The sequence below is a fragment of the Mesorhizobium sp. Ca11 genome, assembly GCF_020165275.1.
Taxonomy (GTDB): Bacteria; Pseudomonadota; Alphaproteobacteria; order Rhizobiales; family Rhizobiaceae; genus Mesorhizobium.
The window spans coordinates 395,422-415,038 of sequence record NZ_JAIUHU010000002.1 but is presented as its reverse complement, the minus strand read 5'-3'; the positions used below and the strand labels follow the sequence as shown (position 1 = coordinate 415,038).

Below are 19,617 nucleotides of genomic sequence, written 5' to 3'. Positions count from 1 at the left end.
GCGACATTGTCGACCGCACTATCGCGGATCGGCGCCAGCCGCTATATGGGCTCGGGGAACGGGCAAGGCGCGGCAAACGGAGACCGGCGAGGCGGCCTTTGGCTGGCTCGATGGATCCGGGCGCAACCTGGAAAATTGCGAAGCGAAGCATTTGAACCCGTCTACAACGCTCCGGCGCCACCTCACGCCCGCACAGATCAACATCTATTTCTCGATCGTCTGCTTTTTTTCGCCGCCGGTGCTTGGATCGCTGGTCAGCATCGCCTTCAATGCCGGTGGCGTGTGGTCGGCGATGCTGGTGGCCGCGAAGCGGCGACGCTTCAATATCGACCGGCCGATGCTCGCCGTCACGGCGGCGATCTATGCCTATTGCGCGGCGATGGTTCTCGCTTCGATCGTCAACGGCACGCTGGCTGCTGATTTGCGGTTCTTCCTGCCGTTGATCACCTTCCTGCTTTTCCCCCTCTCCTATTCGACGTGGAGCATCACCGAGAAGACCGCGCTGGCACGCATTGCCATTCTGGCCAGCTCTGCGGCCTGCTTCGGCGCGCTGGCGATGGCCGTGTTCCAGTCCCACCGGCTCGGTGTGAGGGCGGAGGGCGGCGCCGGCAATCCGATCGTCTTCGCTACCGTCACGTGCCTTGCCGCCATGACATGCCTTGCCGGCGCGCTGTCAGGCATCGAGAAACGATGGAAGCTGCTGGTCCTGGCAGCGATAGCCGGAGCCCTGGCGATCGTCTATTCGGGATCGCGCATGATCTGGGTAGCCGTGCCGATTGCTGGCATCGTCGTGCTCCTCATCAACCGCCGCCGGTTCACCGGCGCCAGCGTGGCGCGCTTCGTGGCGATCGGCGTCGTGGTCGCCCTTGTGATTGCCGCCATCGGCTCTCGCGTCATCCTGGACCGGGCCGATTTCCTGGTCAGCGACTGGGATGCGCTGAATGTCAATGGCGACCATTCGACCGCGCTCGGCTTGCGCGTAGCGATGTGGGAAATCGGTTTTGCCGCGTTTCGCGAGATGCCGATTTTCGGCCACGGCATCTCGGCGAGCCGGGCGCTGATGAAGCACGGCTTGCAGGACCAGTTCGGCCTACAGCAGGGTTTCAGCCATTTCCACAACGGCTTCCTGACGGCGCTGGTCGAGGCCGGCCTGCTGGGGGCATTGGCCCTGGCGTCGATCTTCGTCGTTGCCGCACGGAACGCGGCACGGACGCTGCGCCGCAGCGCCGATCCGGTGGAGAGGTTCGGCGCGACGATGATCCTGGTCGCCGTCATCACCTATCTCACCGGCGGAATGGCCGGAATCCTGGTCGGTCACGATATCCTGGACGCGACGCTGATGGTGTTCCTGATCTCGGGAACCTACCTCGCTTCCGGACGGACGATAGAACCGACCGGAAAAAGCGCGCCCACCATGGCGCCGGGCGCCAGCCCGCAACCATGAAGGTCCTGGTCACCGGCGCGACGGGCTTCATTGGACGCCGGATCGTCAGCCGGTTGGGCGAGGCCGGATTCGACATACGGATCGCATCGCGCCTGCCGCAGCGGCTGGCAGGCGAGGACGATGCCGTCGCGCTGCCCGGTACCGATGCACCGCAGGAGGCCTTTCTGGCCCTGGTGCGTGACGTGACGCATGTCGTCCACTGCGCGGCGGTCAATAATAACCGCAGCGCCGGCGCGGCCGACTTGCGAGCGGTCAACGCGACGCTGACCGGACGGCTGGCCCAAGCGGCGGCCACGCGTATCGACGGGCGCTTCGTCTATCTCTCCTCGATTCGCGCCGTGGTGGGGGCAAGGTTCAGCGGCAGGATCGACGAGGCCACGCCCCCTGCCCCGCAATGCGCTTACGGGCGCTCCAAGCGCGAAGGCGAGATCGCAATGCTGGAGGCTTTTGCAACGGCCGGATGCGCCGGCGCGACGGCGCTGCGGTTGGCGCCGGCCTATGGCGAAGGCATGAAGGGAAATCTGCGCGGGCTGATGCGGTTGGCCGCCACCGGCCTGCCGCTGCCGACAGCCGCTCTGACGGCGGTTCGTTCGCTCGTCTCGCATGACGCCGTGGCCGGCGCCGTGACGCATCTTTTGAGCCGTCCCACGGCGCCGCTCCCAACTTATGTGCTGGGCGATGCTTCGCCGGTTGCGGTGTCCGAAATCGTCACCGCGTTCCGGCGCGGATGTGGCCGGCCGGCCCGGCTTCTTCCCGTGCCGGCCTGGCCGTTCCGAATGCTGGCCACGCTCAGCGGCAGACGGGCCGCGTGGCAAGCTCTGGTGGCGACGCAGGTCTGTGATTCGTCTTTGCTTGCGTCGGAAGGCTGGGAACGGGAGGCCGACACACTCGGCCGGCTTGAAGAACTGGCGCGACAGAGGAGCCGTTCGCCGCTTCCGTGAGCGGTGAAACGCTCTATGTGCGGAAGAGCGTGCCCAGCAATATCTTGAGGTCCAGGCCGGTCGAGGCGGCCTTGACGTAGGCCGCATCGGTTTCCGCGCAAAGTCTTGGATCGGACATGTCGATGCCCTTGACCTGCGCCAGCCCTGTGATGCCCGGAAGTGCTGCCAGCACGCCCAGTTCCTTGCGCCGTTCGATCAGCTCCGCCTGCGTCGGCAGGCATGGACGAGGACCCACAAGACTCATCTCGCCCTTCAGCACGTTCCAGAGCTGCGGCAGTTCGTCGATCTTGGTTGCGCGCAGAACCTTGCCGACCGCGGTGACCGAACCGGACGGCGCCTCGTGGGTGGGCAAGGAAGGGGTTTCCCGATACATGGTGCGCAGCTTGTGGCAGGCGAAGAGGGCTCCTCCCCGGCCGACGCGGATCTGCGAGAAGACGGCGGGGCCGGCCGACGTCGCCCGGATCGCCAGCATCGCGACAAGCAGGACGGGCGACGCCAGCGCCAGCATCGGAACGGCGACCGCCAGGTCGAGCGCGCGCTTTGCCGTCATGGCTCAGATCCGGCGCCAGAGGAAAGCGACATAGAGCCCGACCGTGCCCATGAATGTCTGCCGGTAGACACCGCTTTTGCCGAGCAGGCCGAAGCGCCTGAAGATATTGCCCTTGCGCGCCCTGATGAACAGGCGAAGGCAAAGCGCTGCATCGCGCGCGATGAGGTCCCGGTTGACGGCTAGGCCGCGCAGATTGGTGTCCGTCCAGGTGGCGAACTGGCCCTTGAACAGACGGCCCAGCCTCGAAAACCTCGCTTTCCATGAAACGTTGGCGCCGACGAGGTTTGCCGCGTGCTGGCGGTATCTGACCAGCGGCCGCGGCTCGTAGCGGACCTTGCCGCCGGCGGCGGTGACGATGAGATAGGCCCACCAGTCATGGCTGACGAATTCGGTTCTGGCCGACGCTTTCGCCAGAAGGTCGCGCGCCTTGCGGTTGAAGAGCATGGTGTTGCCGCCGGCGATGCTTTGCACCAGCGCGTTGCGGAAGGACGGCGGGCGGCGAAAGAGCGGCGAGTAGCCGGCCGGAGCGCCGGCCTCGGAGATAGTCGCCGTGCGCGAGCAGAACAGGAGCGGCGTTTCCATGTCCTCTCCCTCCATCCAGCGGATGGCGGCCTCCAGCCGATCCGGCTCCCAGACATCGTCCTGGTCGCAAAACGCGTAGCAGTCGGCATCGATGCGCGGATCGAGGATCATGGAGCGGAAATTGGCGGCGAAGCCCCTTCGCGGGCCCTGTAAAAGTGTCAGCGACCCCTTGGTCCAGCGGGATCGCCACGCCTCGACGATCGCGGCCGTGGCGTCCGACGAGCCGTCGTCGGAAACCCAGAGATCGACGAGCGGCCAGGATTGCGTAGCCAAGGATTCCAATTGTTCGCCGATATAGGCCGCGCCATCCTTCGTGCCCATGAGAACGGCCACGCGCTGATCTTTTCTGGTCACGGCTTTGGAATCACTTGCCCGCGAGGTGCTTGAAAGGTTTTCAATAGCTAATTGCGGGCCTGCGGCAAAGTTTTAACCGACCTGCCCGGCCGCTTTCGGCACCGCCTCTTCGCGCACGCCGCCCATGTCTTCTTCCGCCCGGTAGAGCCCGGCCAGGATGGCAAGTGCCGCGGCCTTGTCGCGAGCTTGCATCGCGGCCGCCAGCGCCGGCAGGGCCGCCTCGATCCTCGGCCATTCGACGACGCCGGTCCTGAGACCGAAGATCTTGGCGGTGTCGAGCTTGACCACCTCCTCGTTCTCGGCGTGCAGCGTCTCGTGCAGCTTCTCGCCGGGCCTGATGCCGGTGAAGCGGATCGGAATATCGGTATAGGGACTTTTGCCCGCCATGCGGATCATGGTTTCGGCGACTTCGAGGATCGGCACCGGCTCGCCCATGTCGAGCATGTAGATGGCGTAGTCGTCCTTGCCCTGGCGCTGCTCGGCATCGGCGGCCGACATAATGACGAGGTCGACGGCCTCGGCCATGGTCATGAAATAGCGGGTCATGCGCCGGTCGGTGATGGTGACCGGCCCGCCGGCCTCGATCTGCGCCTGGAAGACGGTCGCCACCGAGCCGTTGGAGCCGAAGACGTTGCCGAAGCGCACGGCGATGAATTTCGTGCCCGAATGACGCAGATCGGCGGGGCCGGCAGGGCCGTTCGCCGCGCCGGCACGCGGCGGCGGCGAGGCCGCCTGGGCCTCATGCAGCGAGGACACGATCTGTTCGGCCGCACGCTTGGTGACGCCCAGCACCGAGGTCGGGTCGACGGCCTTGTCGCTGGAAATCAGCAGGAACTGTGGCACGCCGCATTCGGCGGCGATTTCGGCGCAGGCGAGCGTGCCGAAGACATTGGTCTCGATCGCCGCTTCCCAATTCTCCTCGAGCAGCGGCACATGCTTCAGCGCCGCGGCATGAAAGATAATCGCGGGTTTGAACTCGCTGACGAGGCGCGTCATGTGAGGCCGGTCGGCGACGTCGACGATGCGGCTGGTCAGCCGGTCGCGGTCGGCGTCGTCGGTCTGCTGATCGAGCTGGAAAATGCCGAATTCGGAATTGTCGGCCACCAGCACCGCCTCGGCGCCCAGCTCTAGCGCGCGCTTGACGAGCACGCGGCCGATGGAGCCGGCGCCGCCGGTGACCATCACGCGCTTGCCGCCGAGGAAGGCGCTGATGCGCGTGGTATCGGTGGCGACCGCCGAACGGCGCATGATGGTTTCCATCTCGACGGCATCGAGAACCAGCTTGCCGCCCTGGCCCAGTTCCGACAGGCCGGCAAACTGGACGACGGCGATGCCGCTGTGGCGGGCGACGCGCACCAGCTCGGCATAGTCTTCGATCTCGCGCTCGACCCCCTGGCCGAAGATCAGGAGGTCGAGGCTTTGCGTGCCTTTGACATAGTCTTCCAGCACCTCGACCAGGCGCGGTCGCAGCGCCACGACCGGAACGCCCTGGATCCGCGTGCCGAGCGGCGCGGCGCTCTCGGTGGCCATGATGCCGGCGATGGCGTATTCGGCGGGCTGAGCCGTGCGGGTGAAGCGCACGATCAGATCCGCCTCGCCCAGCCGGCCGATGAACAGCGCCTGCTTGGTCGAGGCATCGCCGGCGGCGCGGCGCAGGATGCGCCAGCTCGCGCCGTCGCGCAGGAAGCGATAATAGAGCCTGGGCGCCGAGATGATGGTGAAGGAGACCAGAAAGAAGACGATGAACTGGCGCTCGTTGAGGCCGGCGACCGGCTGGAAGAAGAAGCGGAAGGCAAGCGAGGCCAGATAGAGCACCACCGTCAGGCTGCCGCAGCCCTTGAGGATGTTGAAGAAGTCGGGTGTGGAGGCAAAGCGCCAGACGGTGTTATAGAGGCCGCTGGATCGGAACAGCAGATGGGCGATGAGCACGATGAGCGCCCAGCAGGCCAGCCCGCCGACGGAGAACGCGTCGAAGGAAAGCCGCGACTGCGACAGGATGAGACTAAGCGCCACCGCGACCAGGACCATGACGAGATCCTGGACCATGATGATGGCGCGCCGCATCCTCGGTCGGAGTTCCGATACGGCTTCTACGTATGCGGTCATTGGGCAGTACTGACTCCAGGCGCGGTGATACTATCAGAACGGCCGCGGACAAAACACATCGCCCACCGCCACTTCAGATTGCAATCCCCAACCCCGTCACCCGGTTACCGCCTTAGCGCGGAGAGGGCGGGAGGGCTAGAGGTTTTTTGGGCGATATTCGATTGTGCGGATGATTTGACTTGAAGCCGCAATAACTCAGGCTGGATTGCCAGTCGTTCAGAGAACTGTCAGGCACCTAACAGGGGGAGCTAATAAATGTCACGATGTGACGATCCGGCTTCACTAAGCCGCAGCACGCTGCCATAAGCTTGTCGCAATGGCCATGAAAGAGGTGCACGGCGGACGTGAGGGGCGAGGGACAAATCACCAGAACAATAGCTGTGGCACCACAACGATGATTTCGGCACTGAACGGCGCCTTCGACGACATATTCAGGGCCATGAAGCTGCGAAGGGTATGGATCGCCCTGGCCCATGAAGATATCGGAGATCAGCATCGGCGCACCACGCTCGGGCCGCTCTGGTTGCTGGTGAACTATCTTGCCTTCGTCGGCACTTTCGTCTTCGTGTTCCAGCCTGCGGGCAAGGATGCCGCCGGCTATTCCGCTTACGTGGCGATTGGCTTGATGGTGTGGTTCTTCCTGATGGAGGTTATCTCGCTGAGCGTGTCGCTCTTCAAGCGCGAGGAGAGCTTCATCGAAGGCACGACGCTTCCACTGTTTGTCTATGTGATGCGATTGACCGTGCAATCTGCGATCAGAGCCGGATACGCGATTGCAGGTTGCATTGTCATTCTATTGCTGAGTGGCTCGGGGCCAACGATGGCGTGGCTGTGGTCGCTTATGGGGCTTCTCCTGATCTTGTTGGCCACACCGGCTCTCATCACAGTCTTTGCGTTTACCGGCGCATTCTTCCCGGACAGCGAATTCATCGTCGGCAATCTGATGCGCGTTGGAATGTTCTTCACACCCGTGTTCTGGGTTTATAATGGGCAAGACGCCATCCAAAGGTATGCGTATCAATGGAATCCGTTCGCCTACTTTCTGGACGTTGCACGCACCCCAATCCTGAGCGGTCAGTTTCCGAGTAATGCCTTCGCCGTTACAGGCATGGTAGCCTTGTTTATGTGGGCGATCGCGCTGCTGTTGCTTGGCAGATATCGCCGCCAGGTCGTCTTTTTGATTTGAGTTTGTGATGGTTTCCATAAAACTGGACAACGTCAGCCTGGTCTACAAGCTGCACGAAAAATTGACGCTTTCGGCGCGGGATCGGCGTTTGGGCCCGACAGGCGGAAGAATTGAAGGTTCTGGCCGAAAGCAGTTCGTTCAGGCGCTCGACGGCGTCGGTTTCGAACTGAAGGCCGGCGACCGGCTTGGCCTTGTAGGTCCGAACGGAGCTGGGAAGACCACACTGCTGAAGGTCCTCTACGGCATCTACGAGCCTTCCGGAGGGAGCGTCGCGATCGAAGGTAAGGTCGATGCTCTTTTCAACATCAACATCGGATTTCGCCGCGAAGCGACGGGCCGCCGGAACATCGTATTGCGAGGCTTGATCAACGGATGGTCGGAAGCCGAGATCGAAGAAAAGATGGAAGACATCATTGCCTTCAGCGAGCTCGGCGATTTCATCGACCTTCCATTCAAGGCCTACAGCCAGGGTATGGCGGCGCGGCTCGCTTTTTCGGTGGCGACAGCGCTTGAACCGGAAATCCTGCTGATGGACGAATGGATCGGGGCAGGTGATGCTTCTTTTCAGGAAAAAGCCAAGAGGCGCATGGACGAACTGGCCGAAAAGGCAGGCATCATCGTTCTGGCGAGCCACAGCGAAGGTCTTATTCAAAGCGTGTGTACGAAACGGCTGACGCTCAAAGGCGGTCGAGTGGAGTCGCTGACGGCGGTCCCGATCAGGTCTGCCGAAGGGGCATTGGCCAGCCCCTAGGCCCAGAGCGTTCCCCAAAATGACGCCAGCCTGTTGCGACCGAGCCGGAATCTCAATAGTTGTGCATGCGGTTCTGGCTTCCGCTGTTTCCGCGATGCAAGTATTCTCGGTTGTTTTATATTAGAATCATCTGAATTTCCGAATGCTTTGCAGGCGAACACGCCGGAACGAAGAAGACACGCTGTCGAGTTGTCGATGATGAAGCCGAATGCCGTTCCGATGAATGATCTCAAGCGTCTGTACCAGCGCTATGAGGTTGAAATCGCGCGCGAAGTAGCAAGCACGCTACGGTCCGGATGGTGGCTCAATGGCGCGGCAGGGAAGCGATTCGCAGCGAACTTTGCGACGTTTGCAGGAGCCTCGGATTGCATCCTCGTCGCCAACGGAACGGACGCCCTTGAACTCGCCTTACGCTCTATCGTCGGGCTTGGCGATGCGCATGGACGCGAGGTGATCGTGGCGGCGAATGCCGGGGGTTATGCCAGTTGCGCGTGCTGGCACAACGACCTCATTCCACACTACGTCGATATCGAACCAGCTAGCCAACTTGCAAGCGTCCAGTCGGTGCTGGAAGCGGTGAGCACCGATACGGCTGCCATTGTCGCCACCCATCTTTACGGCGGCGTGGTCGATGTACCCGCTATCCGGGCAGGACTTGCCGATGCCGGCATGTCGCACATACCGGTCATCGAGGATTGCGCCCAGGCACATGGTGCTCGCATCAGGGGTGAAACGGCTGGATCACTTGGGGACATCGCCACTTTCAGCTTCTATCCGACCAAAAATCTTGGCGCGATGGGTGACGGCGGCGCAGTCCTCACCTCCAACCCAAGACTGGCGGACCGCGTTCGTCAGCTTCATCAATATGGCTGGAGTTCCAAATATCATGTGGCCCTGCCGGGAGGGCGCAACTCTCGCATGGACGAGGTCCAGGCCGCTATTTTGGATGTGCTCCTTCCGGACTTGAACAGCCGCAACGAACAACGCCGCAGCATCGTTAGCCGATTTAGGGCCGTCACCGGACGCCGGCTCAAATTCCTCAACGGCGGCAATGGCGCCGTCGCACACCTCGCGGTCCTGCTGTGTGACGACCGGGACGCATTCCGCACCTTCATGAAAGAGCGCGGCGTCGATACCGATGTCCACTACCCCGTGCTCGATTGCGATCAGGTTGGTTGGGCTGCCCTGCCCATGAAAGGGACCGAAAATCTTGCGATCTCCAGGGCAAGCATCAGTCGTCTCTGTTCCGTCCCGTGCTACCCGGACATGACGAATGATGAGGTCGAGCAAGTGTGCAGGGCCCTCAGCGACTGGGAGGCAATGTGACTGCGCGCTCTCTGGTTTTTCCCATTTACCGCAATGAGCCGAACATCCCTTCCCTGTTGCAGGCCGTCGCCGATTTCGACGCCATGTATGAGGGCGACATCGAGTTTGTCTTCGTCATCGACGGGTCGCCCGACCAGTCGGGCGGGCTGCTGGTCAGGGCTTTGAAGGACGCCCGCTACAAGTACAAGATCATCTTCCACAGCCGGAATTTTGGTTCCTTCACGGCCATTCGGACGGGGCTTGAGCATGCATCCGGCAAACATGTGGCCGCGATGGCTGCTGACCTCCAGGAGCCGCCCGAACTGATTGTCGAATTCTTTTCGATGTTGGAGAAGGACACGGCCGATGTCGTGTTTGGCCGCAGAACCGGCCGCGACGACCCCCTTCTGACACGTTTCCTGTCCCGGGCCTTCTGGAGCGTTTACCGCAGGCTGATTATGCCCAGCATGCCGAGCGGCGGCGTCGATATATTTGCCTGCAACCGCCAGGCGCTCAATGCGATCCTGTCAATCGAGGAGCCAAACAGCTCGCTTGTGGTTCAGCTGTTCTGGGTCGGATTCAGACGGGAGTTCGTGCCTTACCGGCGGCGCGAGCGGGAGCATGGGAAGAGTGCCTGGGGCATTGGGCGCCGGCTCAGATATATGATGGACTCGATCTTCTCGTTTTCCGACTTTCCGATCGTTTTCATACTCTGGGTAGGAATTGCGGGCTGCGTGCTCAGTCTTGTGTTTGCGGCAATCACCGTCGTCGCCCGCTTGCTTGGCAAAATCGACCCGGCCGGATACACGACGCTGGTGCTGCTGATCGCGGGGTTTGGATCAGCGATCCTCGCGGTGCAAGGCATCCTTGGCTGTTATCTTTGGCGGGCGGTTGAAAATACCAAATCGCGCCCATTGCGGATAATAAGCCGCATTGTCGACGGGACGTCCGCATGAACGACAAACCATTTTTTGTCCATGACCGCGGGATCTGCGAAAGCACGCGCGTCGGCAATGGAACGCGCATATGGGCGTTTGCCCATGTCCTCCCTGGGGCCGTGATCGGCGCGAACTGCAACATCTGCGATCATGTCTTCATCGAAAACGACGTGACCGTTGGCGATGACGTCACGATTAAAAGCGGCGTTCAGCTATGGGACGGCATTCGGCTGGGCAATCGCGTGTTCGTTGGTCCGAATGCGACCTTCACCAACGACCGCTTCCCGCGTTCGAAACACTATCCGGAGTCGTTCCCCCAGACGAGCGTCGAGGACGGCGCGTCGATCGGCGCCAACGCAACGATCCTGCCGGGCATAACGATTGGCCGCCAGGCGATGATCGGCGCCGGCGCCGTAGTGACCAAAAACGTCCCCGCAAACGCCGTGGTTGTTGGAAATCCGGCCGTCATCGTTGGCTATCAGACCGGTCCGCAGGTCGAGCCTGTGATGACGCAAGCAACCCCCGGCGCTGCAGGCGACAGGATGGCGCTCGGCGTCGGCGGATGTGAGCTCTGGCGGCTGCCGCATTTCAGCGACCTGCGCGGCGAACTGGCCCCGCTCGAGTTCGGACAGAACCTGCCCTTCAAGCCCATGCGGTCGTTTTTGGTCTACGGTGTACCTTCGGACAAGGTCAGGGGTGAGCATGCGCACCGCCAGTGCCACCAATTCCTGATTGCCACCCATGGCCGCCTGTCGGTGGTCGTCGATGACGGTCACGACAGAAAGGAAGTGTCGCTGGCAGATCCCTCGATCGGTCTTTACCTACCTCCTGGGGTATGGGGTATCCAATACAAGTTCCAGCCCGATACCGCCCTGCTGGTCATGGCCTCGCATCCATATGATGCAAGCGATTATATCAGGGACTATTCGGATTTCCTCGCTACGGTCAGGCCGGATGACCACTGACCGGATAGGCTCGGATGCGCTTCGTTTTCTTGCTGCGGGAGGACTGAACACCGCGCTGACGAGTGGCGTCTACTTTGCCGGCCTGACGATCCTGTCGTCGGGCATTTCCTACACGATTGCCTGGCTGGTAGGCCTCGCATTCGTGATGGCGTTCTATCCAGACCGCGTCTTTCCTGGCGGGCGCACCGGCTTGACGGACCGGCTGGCAGTCGGCGGCTCGGTCGCCGCGGTGTTTGTGGCAGGCTTAGTAACCCTTCATCTTCTCGAACGAGCGCTGCAAAGCCGAGCGGCGGCGTTCTTTGCAACGCTAGCCATCACAACAACGCTCAACTTTACTATCTCCCGATCTATACTACGTAAGAAACGGTAAGGTAATGGAGATCCCCTATTAAAGCTAAAAAGGGAATCTTATCTGAGACATTTTTAAGTATAATTCCGGGCCGTTACGAATTACGTCCACCGCTCTAGATTTGACTCGATCTGACGACTGCAGGCCGCAGAAATCGGCAAGAGCAGCTACAAAGCTTGCGGGTTGAAAGATCGCTTTCTCATAACTGACAAGGAGTGCAGGAACAGTGAGTTTTTCGATTAGGTTCACAATCTCAAGATTTAGTTCGACTGCTCTGCGCAGTTGATCACGGAACTCGCAAACCATCGAGATTTCTTCCCGTTTTGCGATGGCGACTGGATCGCGAAAAGGTATAACCAATCTCGGCTCGCGAAACAGGTGAAGATAGCTTCCAACACTTTGGAAGGCCATAGGCCGCTTGAAGCCCCAGACGTTGTGGACGCTGTTGTACCGGCCAATCATCGCAGGCAACTCGTCCGGCGCGTTTTCAATGGCATCTGCGAATTCCAAGTCCTCGAACACCGCCTTGTCGGCCTGGGCGCCCAGGTAAACTCCAAGGGAATCCAGCGTGGCCGCCACCATGGAAGTGCCCGAGCGAGGCGCACCAACGACAACAATCGTCGCAGTGCCTCCCGCCACGCTATTATTGATGATATGGACTCCGAAGTTTCTAAGTTGATTGATATCGACCTGCGCCGACGGGCGACTACGTTTAGATAGCCACTCAAATCGTTTCGATGCCCCCCGCAGCATGCCGCCCCCGCTAAATGATTCCATCGTTGAACTGAATTCTTTTCAAAAAGCTCAGTTGAGTTCCAGCCCCTTTCCGTCTCATATCCGACAAAATTTCATGAAGATGACCCTCATGCCCTAGGTCCCTTAGGCAAGCCTCAACATCATAGATTGAATACTGCAAGCGGTATACCAGATCCCGCTTCAGAAGCGGACATCTTAGAAACCTTCGGTAGAGAAAACCTCCGGTGTGAATCTGAGAACGCCCCGATATGCGATTCAGTATATCGCCTTGCACTTCGTTTCCGCGAGCACCCTTGTGATCTTCCCTGCGCAACCGGATTGCAGAAGGAAGCGATCCGCTAAGCGAAATCAACTCTCCCAGGGAAAGATCTTTCATAAAAGGCTGAATTTCGTTAGGTGAGTATATAACATCTATTTCATCGGCAAAGGGCACTATTGCCTTTGACAATCCGATCTCTCCCCTTTGTATCGCCCATCTTCTCGAATTTACCGGCAGATATTTCCGCCAGAACTCAACAGCAGCGGGAGTATCCAACATCCGCCGCGACACAGAGAAGCAAAACGATTGAATATGATAAAAAAACTCCCAATTTTCAAACGCCGTGCAGATGTCGGCTTTCGAGGTCGCCAGCCGCTGGATCATCTCAGTCAGGCCTTCTCGGAAGAAGTAGACGCTGTCGTTCAGATAAATAAGACGCTCAACATCAAAATGCTTACGCAGGAAATGAGTTGCGTCTTGGAATCCGCCAATATCGAATCCCGTATTGTCTCTGGTCAGAATCCAACGGCTTTGTGAAATAAGCGCTGCCCTGGTAGCGTCGTTTAACGTGTGATTAGCTACCACGATGAGATTTACTTCCGCCTCCGCCAGCGCTTCAAGGGCATTTTTTACATACCATGACAGTTCTTTCGGCTGCCATATCAAAAAGATAGCAAATTTTCCATTTTCAAAGCGGCGATTTCCTTCAATACTTTCCGTTATAAATCCGTCTTTTCCAGACAATCGACGAATAACCGCAGAAAATACCTTCGGATAGTAGAAAATTGATCGCGCAAAAACCTTAATCGCGGCCTCTTTTAATCGATCGGCGACATTTTTGTTCGTCACGTTATAACTTCCCTCCTGGTCCTTCTACCCCATGTGGGGCGATCGGCCGTTCATACCGGTCTGGGACAGATACCGACGGTAGCCCCAACCCCTCACTTCGAGAGGATTGCTGTGAATTCATTACGATTGAACGGCGTTGCATGCACACTCACGGGGCGCAATGGCGAATATCCGAGTTCGAACAGTGTCTGGATGTTGCGTTGAAAGCCTTCCGGGGTAAATTGCCATGAGTGGACATCAACATAGCCGCCGTCGGCTTGCCGGTGCTCTTCAATTGCAGCTCGCACGCGCTTCCGGAGCTCAGATGATTGCAGTTCGACGCCATGGTCTCCGCGCCAATGTCGGACACAGTCATTGTGCACGGTCAGCGCTCGGTGTTCGATCACACTCGCAAGCCGATGAGTTCTACGCTGAGATAAGTATGCGTCAAGAATGTCGGCGATCGTAGATTCAGCGATAAAGTGATCAAAGCAATATCTTTTGTCTGGCACAATGATATAGTATTTTCCATCATCCTCCAGAATTCCTGAAACTTGTCGAAAATGATGAATCAAATCGGGCTGATGCTCGATGCAATGGCAACTAACCACTGCAGAGAACTTTTCAGACACTACCGAGAGATCCCCGATCGGCGATGTATAGTGAATCTTCGGAACAGCTTTTATTGGATATCCGATCTGGTTGGCCCTGACGACCAATTGCTCGCTGTCGAGGATGTCAAAATACCGAACCTGCTCGCCAATCACCTGTGGATTACAAAAGGGGCCAATCTCAAGGATCGATCGGCTTGATCTCATTTCGCCCAAGAAGCGCTCACGCAGTGACAGAGGAGAACCCAACCTTCCTTCCCGAGAACCAATTCGCAAAAAATGATCACGAAGCTGCTCGTCGCTCATGCGAGCCAGATCGGGGTGATTTTTGCGATAGAACTCTATGTCTAGGCAAAGACCTACCTCTACCTCCTGAGGTGGAACTACTTCTTGGCTTAATGAATCTCGTGCACCCCTCTTTGGTCTAGAGAGACTCCCCCAAATTCTGGAGAAGTATTGATTACCAATCATGGTGAATAATATCCTGATTGCAAGCCGAGTTTTACGAGAACAACATCGTTCAGTAGACGGACGCTACCTTTTGCAGGAAAAACTGGCATCACGTCAAACTCAGGTTTGAGCGCCCTCCGCTGACTGCCAGGCAGTTGCACGAGGTTCTTATATCCCTGCATCTGCAAATAAGCGGACATTCGCTCGATGTTGCCGCCATCCCAAGAGAAGAATGAAGCACCAGCTGTAGAGCCCACCGCGATCGGATACAGGCTCGAGCGGACTGCACCACCATATATATCGAATTTCTGAGGTTTACTGAGGTCAGCTACGTCCGACATTCTTTCATATATTCTGCTTGCCATTTGCCTATCAAAGTCGGCAGCCAAAACTCGTTCCGCTTGGTATTGGGAAATGGCTGCCGCTGACTGAATTGCAAGCGCTCCTGTCAAAATGTAACCCGTTATTCTCAGTTGCTTCGATTTCGAATTCATAACCACAATCGAACAAACGCAGATTGAACTCGGAACGGCGAGCAGAGTCCTCATTGGAACCAACCCACCAGCCAATAACATGAGCGGAAACGGCGCAAGTAATATCATCAATAGAAGAAACGTAGATATATACCTTCTCTGTGTGATGACGATAAAGACGGCCAACGCAATAAGAAAACCGCTAGCCCAAATCGCCGTACCAAACATTGAACGCGCGCCGATTAAAACCAAGATGCTATTCGCAATTGTCCTGCCCGCGACTCCGAGAGGATCCGCCAATAGGATGTCCGGTCGCATAAATGCCTCGATATAGGCGATCGGTATCCCCGAAAAAGTTACAAAGAGTTTCTGAATCAAGAGGTGCATCGCAATCGACGCAACGATCAAAGCGAAAACGGAAATAGTGCCCCGTATTTGTCGTTCACTGTTGCTGAAGAAGACAACCGCCAGGCCAACCACCAGGGCAACAAAGGCAAACGCCTGGTAGGTGCCGATTGCCGCCGTTGCGGAGACAACCATCACAATCGCCCAAAACACCTTGTTGTTTTCAGTTAAGTATCGTTCCACGGTGTAAGCGACCACCCCGCAGAGCAATAAACCAATACCAGCCGAGGAAGTATTCGCGGGAAATTCGAGCAGACAGCTCCAAATCGGAAATGCCGCGAAGGCTGCAAAGGCAAGAAAAGAACTAACCCCGAATGGCTGCCGGCAACCACGGAGGAAAAGCATATACGCGCTTGCAGCGCAGAGACCAAATAAGCCAACCGTAAAGGCAGGCACAACTGGAAACGGCAGAATGTACCGTAACAGCACGTAAGTCATCCACCGGCCTTGCGCTATCCACGCGCCTCCGGAGTCTCTCGTCGCTGCGATTTCCGCATCGATGTAAAGGGGCAACGTTGTCATCATTGGGAAATAAATGGCGACGAAAAGCAGCCACAATCGCGCGACGGATTTCGCGTTCTCTACCGCTGTCTGTTGACTCACCATCAGTCCTCTCAATCTGTGCACTGCACTTTCAGGACGTGCATCTTGAAAGCTGCTGCTGGCAACAGAAAGCCATGGGGTTAAGCTTGTCTGTGGCGGTCCATTGCGTCACATCCCGATGGAAGACACAGGCCCCGGTCATCTCGGACTAGACGGGCAACCACCTTCTCAGCCGACTCCCGCCACCCCGGCGCCTGCCACCCAGACGCCCCTGCAAACTTCGCGCTCGACAGCCGCGAATTTTGCGGGCGCCGTGTCTTGGTCGGATAGTCGCTCGTCGCGATATCGCGCACTTTCGCGTGCGGGCCACCAAACGCCCGGCTTGTGTCGAGGATGTGACGGGCAAAGCCGCTCCAGTTGGTGTCGCCCTCGCCCGCCAGATGGTAGACGCCGAAGGCAGCGAAATTCCTGTCGTCGACCAGCTTTGACGCCGCATGCAGGATCGCGTCGGCGATGTCGAGCGCCGAGGTCGGATTGCCCCACTGGTCTGCGACGACCGATATCTCGTCGCGGTCGGCGGCCAGCCTCAGCATGGTCTTGACGAAGTTCCTTCCGAAGGGGCTGTAGACCCAGGCCGTGCGCAGGATGAGGTGGCGCGGGTTGGCCGCGGCGACCGCCTCTTCGCCGGCGAGCTTGGAGGCGCCGTAGATGCCGAGCGGGGCGGTCGGATCGGTCTCGACATAGGCGCCGTCCTTGGCGCCGTCGAAGACATAGTCGGTCGACAGATGGATGACGGGAACGCCGAGCCTTGCCGCGGCTTGCGCCACCTTGCCGGCGCCGGTTGCGTTCACGGCGAAGGCCAGGTCCTTCTCGTCCTCGGCCTGGTCGACAGCGGTGTAGGCAGCGGCGGACACGATGAGGTCGGGCCTTGCCGCTTCAAGGGCTGCGAACACCGTGTCGGGCCGCGCCAGGTCGAGCGCCGGGCGGCCGACGGCGACGACCTCGACATCGTCGCGGCTCCGCGCCGCCTCGACCAGGCTCGCGGCAACTTGGCCTTCGCGTCCGGTGACGGCAAGCCTCACGTGGTTACCTTCCTGCTCTCGGCCGCGTTCCCGGACGGACTGCTTTCGATCGAACTGTGTTGGCTCTTTGCGACTGAACGGTGGCCCAGCCGCTCGCCGGCATAGCGCTGCTCGCGGATCGGCCCCCACCACCATTTGTTGTCGAGATACCAGTCGACGGTCCTTGCCAGGCCGCTGTCGAAATCCTCCTGCGGCGCCCAGCCGAGGTCGCGCGCGATCTTGGAGGCGTCGATCGCATAGCGCCGGTCATGGCCGGGGCGGTCGGTGACGAAGGTGATCAGCTCGCGATGGCGCTTGCCGCCGGCGCGCGGCCGCCTGAGGTCGAGCAGGTCGCAGATCGCCTCGACGACGCCGAGATTGGTGCGCTCGGAATTGCCGCCGACATTGTAGCTCTCGCCCGGCCGCCCCCTGGTCGCCACCAGCTCCAGGGCGCGCGCGTGGTCCTCGACGAACAGCCAGTCGCGCACATTGGCACCGGCGCCGTAGACGGGCAGCGGCTTCTCGTCGAGCGCGTTGAGGATGACCAGAGGGATCAGCTTTTCCGGGAAATGGTAGGGGCCGTAATTGTTCGAGCAGTTGGAAAGCACCACCGGCAGGCCGTAGGTCTCGTGCCAGGCCCGCACCAGATGGTCGGAGGCTGCCTTGGAGGCCGAATAGGGCGAGGACGGCGCATAGGGCGTTTCCTCCACGAACATGCCGCCGTCGAAGGGCAGGTCGCCGAACACCTCGTCGGTCGAGACGTGGTGGAAGCGGAAGCCCGCCTTGCGCTCCTCGGACAGGCCGCGCCAATATTCCAGCGCCGCGTTCAGGATGCGGTAGGTGCCGACGATGTTGGTCTCGATGAAGGCGCCCGGACCGTCGATCGAGCGGTCGACATGGCTCTCGGCGGCGAGGTTCATGACGATGTCGATATCGTCGCGGCGCAGGATCTCCAGCACCGCGCGCTCGTCGCAGATATCGGCCTGCTCGAAGCGGTAATTATGCGCGTTCTCGATCGGCCGCAGCGAAGCGAGGTTGCCGGCATAGGTGAGCTTGTCGAGATTGGTGACGCGGTAGGCCGGATTGGCGCACAGATGCCGGCACACGGCCGAGCCGATGAAGCCGGCGCCGCCGGTGACCAGGAAATTCATGCCGCCGTCCCTCCTCACGCGAACACCTCCGCCGCGCCGAGCAGCGGCGCGTTGCGGTCCTTGTCCGAAAGCTGGAAGCCGCCCGCGATCTCCGGCCATGCGATGCCGATCGCCGGGTCGTCGAAGCGGATCGAGCGGTCGTGTTCGGGCGAGTAGGTGTCGGTCACCTTGTAGAGCACCTCGGTATGCGGCACGAGCGTGACGAAACCATGCGCGAAGCCTTGCGGCACCAGGACCTGGTTGCCCTTGTCGGCCGATATCTCCAGCGCTTCCCATTTGCCGAAAGTGGGCGAAGAACGGCGGATGTCGACCGCGACGTCGAGCACGCTGCCGCGGATGACGCGCAGCAGCTTGGCTTGCGCGCGCGGCGGCAGTTGGTAATGCAGGCCGCGCAGCACGCCGGCCGCGGCGGAATAGGAATGATTGTCCTGCACGAAAACGAGATCGATGCCGGCTTCGGCGAAGCGCTCCGCATTCCAGGTCTCGCTGAAAAAGCCGCGCGCATCGCCATGCCGCTTCGGCACGATCTCCAGCACGCCGTCGAGGCCGAGCCGCCTGACCTCAAGCACCGCGTTCCTCCATCAGATCGGCGACCCGCCGGCGCAGATAGGCTGCATATTCGTTCTTGCCGAGCCGCGCGGCGCGATCCAGCACCTTGTCGGCGCTGATCCAGTGCTGCTCCAGCGCAATCTCCTCGGGGCACGCGATCTTGATGCCCTGGCGATGCTCGATCGTGCGCACGAAAGACGATGCCTCGAGCAGGCTGTCATGCGTGCCGGTGTCCAGCCAGGCATAGCCGCGGCCGAGGCGGTGGACATGCAACTCGCCACGCTCGAGATAGACATTGTTGACCGCGGTGATCTCGAGCTCGCCGCGCGCCGAAGGGCGGATCGTCGAGGCGATATCGACTACCTTGTTGTCGTAGAAATAAAGACCGGTGACGGCCCAGTTGGACTTCGGCTTTTGCGGCTTCTCCTCGATCGTCAGAGCCTTGCCGGTGGCCTTGTCGAAGGAGACCACGCCATAGCGCTCGGGATCGTCGACATAATAGGCGAAGACCGATGCGCCGCCATCGCGCGTCGCCGCCTCGCGGCAGAGCTGCGACAGGCCGCCGCCGAAATAGATGTTGTCGCCGAGAATCATCGACACGCTGTCCTTGCCGATGAAGTCGCGGCCGATGATGAAGGCCTCGGCGAGGCCGTTGGGCTGCGCCTGCACGGCATAGGACAATTCCAGCCCGAATTCGGAACCGTCGCCCAGCAACGCCTGGAAGACCGGCAAGTCGCGCGGAGTTGAAATGACCAGAATCTGGCGAATTCCCGCGAGCATCAGCACGCTCAGCGGGTAATAGATCATCGGCTTGTCGTAGATCGGCAGTATTTGCTTAGAAACCGCTAATGTTAGCGGATAAAGACGTGTTCCGCTGCCACCCGCAAGGATAATTCCTTTCAACAAGCTCTCCTTGAACTACCGCGGCCCCCGCCTCGACGCCAAGTTGCCCGTGCTTAGTTTTCGGGCACTGGCTTGTCAATGTCGGCTTTGACTGCTTCCCGACGTTACTTCATCGCTTTCTATCATCCGACAGGAGGCGGTTTCGAGCGAAATCCGA

Annotated in this window: 19 protein-coding genes; 8 read left to right on the top strand and 11 right to left on the bottom strand. The window is 59.8% G+C overall.

The features are described 5' to 3' along the window. Positions 1-151 precede the first annotated feature (151 nt). Positions 152-1,444: an O-antigen ligase family protein gene (locus LB538_RS05715; protein WP_224526252.1), complete on the top strand. Its 1,293-nt coding sequence runs from the start codon at positions 152-154 to the stop codon at positions 1,442-1,444. After that, positions 1,441-2,385 carry an NAD-dependent epimerase/dehydratase family protein gene (locus LB538_RS05710; protein WP_224526255.1) on the top strand — a complete coding sequence of 315 codons (945 nt, stop codon included), beginning with the start codon at positions 1,441-1,443 and terminating at the stop codon, positions 2,383-2,385. The genes LB538_RS05715 and LB538_RS05710 overlap by 4 nt, the downstream gene beginning before the upstream one ends. Positions 2,386-2,398: 13 nt before the next feature. Here LB538_RS05710 and LB538_RS05705 read toward each other — a convergent pair whose 3' ends face one another. From LB538_RS05705 to LB538_RS05695, 3 genes are all read right to left on the bottom strand, one after another. Beyond that, complete coding sequence (locus LB538_RS05705; RefSeq protein ID WP_224526257.1) at positions 2,399-2,935, bottom strand: sugar transferase; 537 nt, start codon at positions 2,933-2,935, stop codon at positions 2,399-2,401. A gap of 3 nt (positions 2,936-2,938) precedes the next feature. Next, positions 2,939-3,850, bottom strand: coding sequence for a glycosyltransferase family 2 protein (locus LB538_RS05700; protein ID WP_318011863.1), 912 nt, complete (start codon positions 3,848-3,850; stop codon positions 2,939-2,941). 93 nt (positions 3,851-3,943) lie between these two features. Next, positions 3,944-5,977 (bottom strand): UDP-N-acetylglucosamine 4,6-dehydratase, encoded by a 2,034-nt coding sequence (locus LB538_RS05695; RefSeq protein ID WP_224526259.1) that lies wholly within the window; start codon positions 5,975-5,977, stop codon positions 3,944-3,946. A gap of 316 nt (positions 5,978-6,293) precedes the next feature. Here LB538_RS05695 and LB538_RS05690 point away from each other — a divergent pair, with 316 nt between their 5' ends. From LB538_RS05690 to LB538_RS05665, 6 genes are all read left to right on the top strand, one after another. Then, positions 6,294-7,163, top strand: coding sequence for an ABC transporter permease (locus tag LB538_RS05690; RefSeq protein WP_224526261.1), 870 nt, complete (start codon positions 6,294-6,296; stop codon positions 7,161-7,163). A gap of 7 nt (positions 7,164-7,170) precedes the next feature. Beyond that, entirely contained in the window at positions 7,171-7,914 is a 744-nt protein-coding gene (locus LB538_RS05685; protein WP_224526263.1) for an ABC transporter ATP-binding protein, read from the top strand. A gap of 195 nt (positions 7,915-8,109) precedes the next feature. Beyond that, on the top strand, positions 8,110-9,240 hold the full coding sequence (locus LB538_RS05680; protein WP_224526265.1) for a DegT/DnrJ/EryC1/StrS family aminotransferase: 1,131 nt from the start codon (positions 8,110-8,112) through the stop codon (positions 9,238-9,240). Further along, on the top strand, positions 9,237-10,175 hold the full coding sequence (locus LB538_RS05675; RefSeq protein ID WP_224526267.1) for a glycosyltransferase family 2 protein: 939 nt from the start codon (positions 9,237-9,239) through the stop codon (positions 10,173-10,175). Before LB538_RS05680 ends, LB538_RS05675 begins: the two co-directional genes overlap by 4 nt. Then, complete coding sequence (locus LB538_RS05670) at positions 10,172-11,122, top strand: WxcM-like domain-containing protein (RefSeq protein ID WP_224526269.1); 951 nt, start codon at positions 10,172-10,174, stop codon at positions 11,120-11,122. The genes LB538_RS05675 and LB538_RS05670 overlap by 4 nt, the downstream gene beginning before the upstream one ends. Next, positions 11,112-11,492: a hypothetical protein gene (locus tag LB538_RS05665; RefSeq protein WP_224526271.1), complete on the top strand. Its 381-nt coding sequence runs from the start codon at positions 11,112-11,114 to the stop codon at positions 11,490-11,492. Before LB538_RS05670 ends, LB538_RS05665 begins: the two co-directional genes overlap by 11 nt. A gap of 24 nt (positions 11,493-11,516) precedes the next feature. Here the strand turns inward: LB538_RS05665 and LB538_RS05660 are convergent, their stop codons facing one another. From LB538_RS05660 to rfbA, 8 genes are all read right to left on the bottom strand, one after another. Further along, positions 11,517-12,248, bottom strand: coding sequence for a hypothetical protein (locus LB538_RS05660; protein WP_224526275.1), 732 nt, complete (start codon positions 12,246-12,248; stop codon positions 11,517-11,519). After that, positions 12,235-13,335, bottom strand: coding sequence for a rhamnan synthesis F family protein (locus tag LB538_RS05655; RefSeq protein ID WP_224526279.1), 1,101 nt, complete (start codon positions 13,333-13,335; stop codon positions 12,235-12,237). Before LB538_RS05655 ends, LB538_RS05660 begins: the two co-directional genes overlap by 14 nt. Before the next feature lie 92 nt (positions 13,336-13,427). Then, a complete protein-coding gene (locus tag LB538_RS05650; protein WP_224526284.1) occupies positions 13,428-14,231 on the bottom strand; it encodes a class I SAM-dependent methyltransferase in 804 nt (267 codons plus the stop codon). A 161-nt stretch (positions 14,232-14,392) separates the two neighbouring features. Beyond that, positions 14,393-15,859, bottom strand: a complete 1,467-nt coding sequence (locus LB538_RS05645; protein ID WP_224526287.1) for a glucosyltransferase domain-containing protein — start codon at positions 15,857-15,859, stop codon at positions 14,393-14,395. Positions 15,860-15,936: 77 nt separating this feature from the next. After that, on the bottom strand, positions 15,937-16,878 hold the full coding sequence (gene rfbD, locus LB538_RS05640; RefSeq protein WP_224526290.1) for a dTDP-4-dehydrorhamnose reductase: 942 nt from the start codon (positions 16,876-16,878) through the stop codon (positions 15,937-15,939). Further along, entirely contained in the window at positions 16,875-18,008 is a 1,134-nt protein-coding gene (gene rfbB / locus LB538_RS05635; protein ID WP_224526682.1) for a dTDP-glucose 4,6-dehydratase, read from the bottom strand. Before rfbB ends, rfbD begins: the two co-directional genes overlap by 4 nt. A 14-nt stretch (positions 18,009-18,022) precedes the next feature. Then, positions 18,023-18,577 carry a dTDP-4-dehydrorhamnose 3,5-epimerase gene (gene rfbC, locus LB538_RS05630; protein ID WP_224526293.1) on the bottom strand — a complete coding sequence of 185 codons (555 nt, stop codon included), beginning with the start codon at positions 18,575-18,577 and terminating at the stop codon, positions 18,023-18,025. Beyond that, positions 18,570-19,460 (bottom strand): glucose-1-phosphate thymidylyltransferase RfbA, encoded by an 891-nt coding sequence (gene rfbA / locus LB538_RS05625; protein WP_224526296.1) that lies wholly within the window; start codon positions 19,458-19,460, stop codon positions 18,570-18,572. Before rfbA ends, rfbC begins: the two co-directional genes overlap by 8 nt. Positions 19,461-19,617 lie beyond the last annotated feature (157 nt).

What these genes read in the sequence shown, in the direction of transcription:
- LB538_RS05650 (WP_224526284.1), bottom strand. Translation starts at nt 14,231, where the DNA reads ATGAGCGACGAGCAGCTTCGTGATCATTTTTTGCGAATTGGTTCTCGG.
- LB538_RS05695 (WP_224526259.1), bottom strand. Translation starts at nt 5,977, where the DNA reads ATGACCGCATACGTAGAAGCCGTATCGGAACTCCGACCGAGGATGCGG.
- rfbB (WP_224526682.1), bottom strand. Translation starts at nt 18,008, where the DNA reads ATGAATTTCCTGGTCACCGGCGGCGCCGGCTTCATCGGCTCGGCCGTG.
- LB538_RS05670 (WP_224526269.1), top strand. Translation starts at nt 10,172, where the DNA reads ATGAACGACAAACCATTTTTTGTCCATGACCGCGGGATCTGCGAAAGC.
- LB538_RS05665 (WP_224526271.1), top strand. Translation starts at nt 11,112, where the DNA reads ATGACCACTGACCGGATAGGCTCGGATGCGCTTCGTTTTCTTGCTGCG.
- LB538_RS05710 (WP_224526255.1), top strand. Translation starts at nt 1,441, where the DNA reads ATGAAGGTCCTGGTCACCGGCGCGACGGGCTTCATTGGACGCCGGATC.
- LB538_RS05645 (WP_224526287.1), bottom strand. Translation starts at nt 15,859, where the DNA reads ATGGTGAGTCAACAGACAGCGGTAGAGAACGCGAAATCCGTCGCGCGA.
- LB538_RS05685 (WP_224526263.1), top strand. Translation starts at nt 7,171, where the DNA reads ATGGTTTCCATAAAACTGGACAACGTCAGCCTGGTCTACAAGCTGCAC.
- LB538_RS05680 (WP_224526265.1), top strand. Translation starts at nt 8,110, where the DNA reads ATGATGAAGCCGAATGCCGTTCCGATGAATGATCTCAAGCGTCTGTAC.
- LB538_RS05690 (WP_224526261.1), top strand. Translation starts at nt 6,294, where the DNA reads ATGGCCATGAAAGAGGTGCACGGCGGACGTGAGGGGCGAGGGACAAAT.
- LB538_RS05660 (WP_224526275.1), bottom strand. Translation starts at nt 12,248, where the DNA reads ATGGAATCATTTAGCGGGGGCGGCATGCTGCGGGGGGCATCGAAACGA.
- LB538_RS05705 (WP_224526257.1), bottom strand. Translation starts at nt 2,935, where the DNA reads ATGACGGCAAAGCGCGCGCTCGACCTGGCGGTCGCCGTTCCGATGCTG.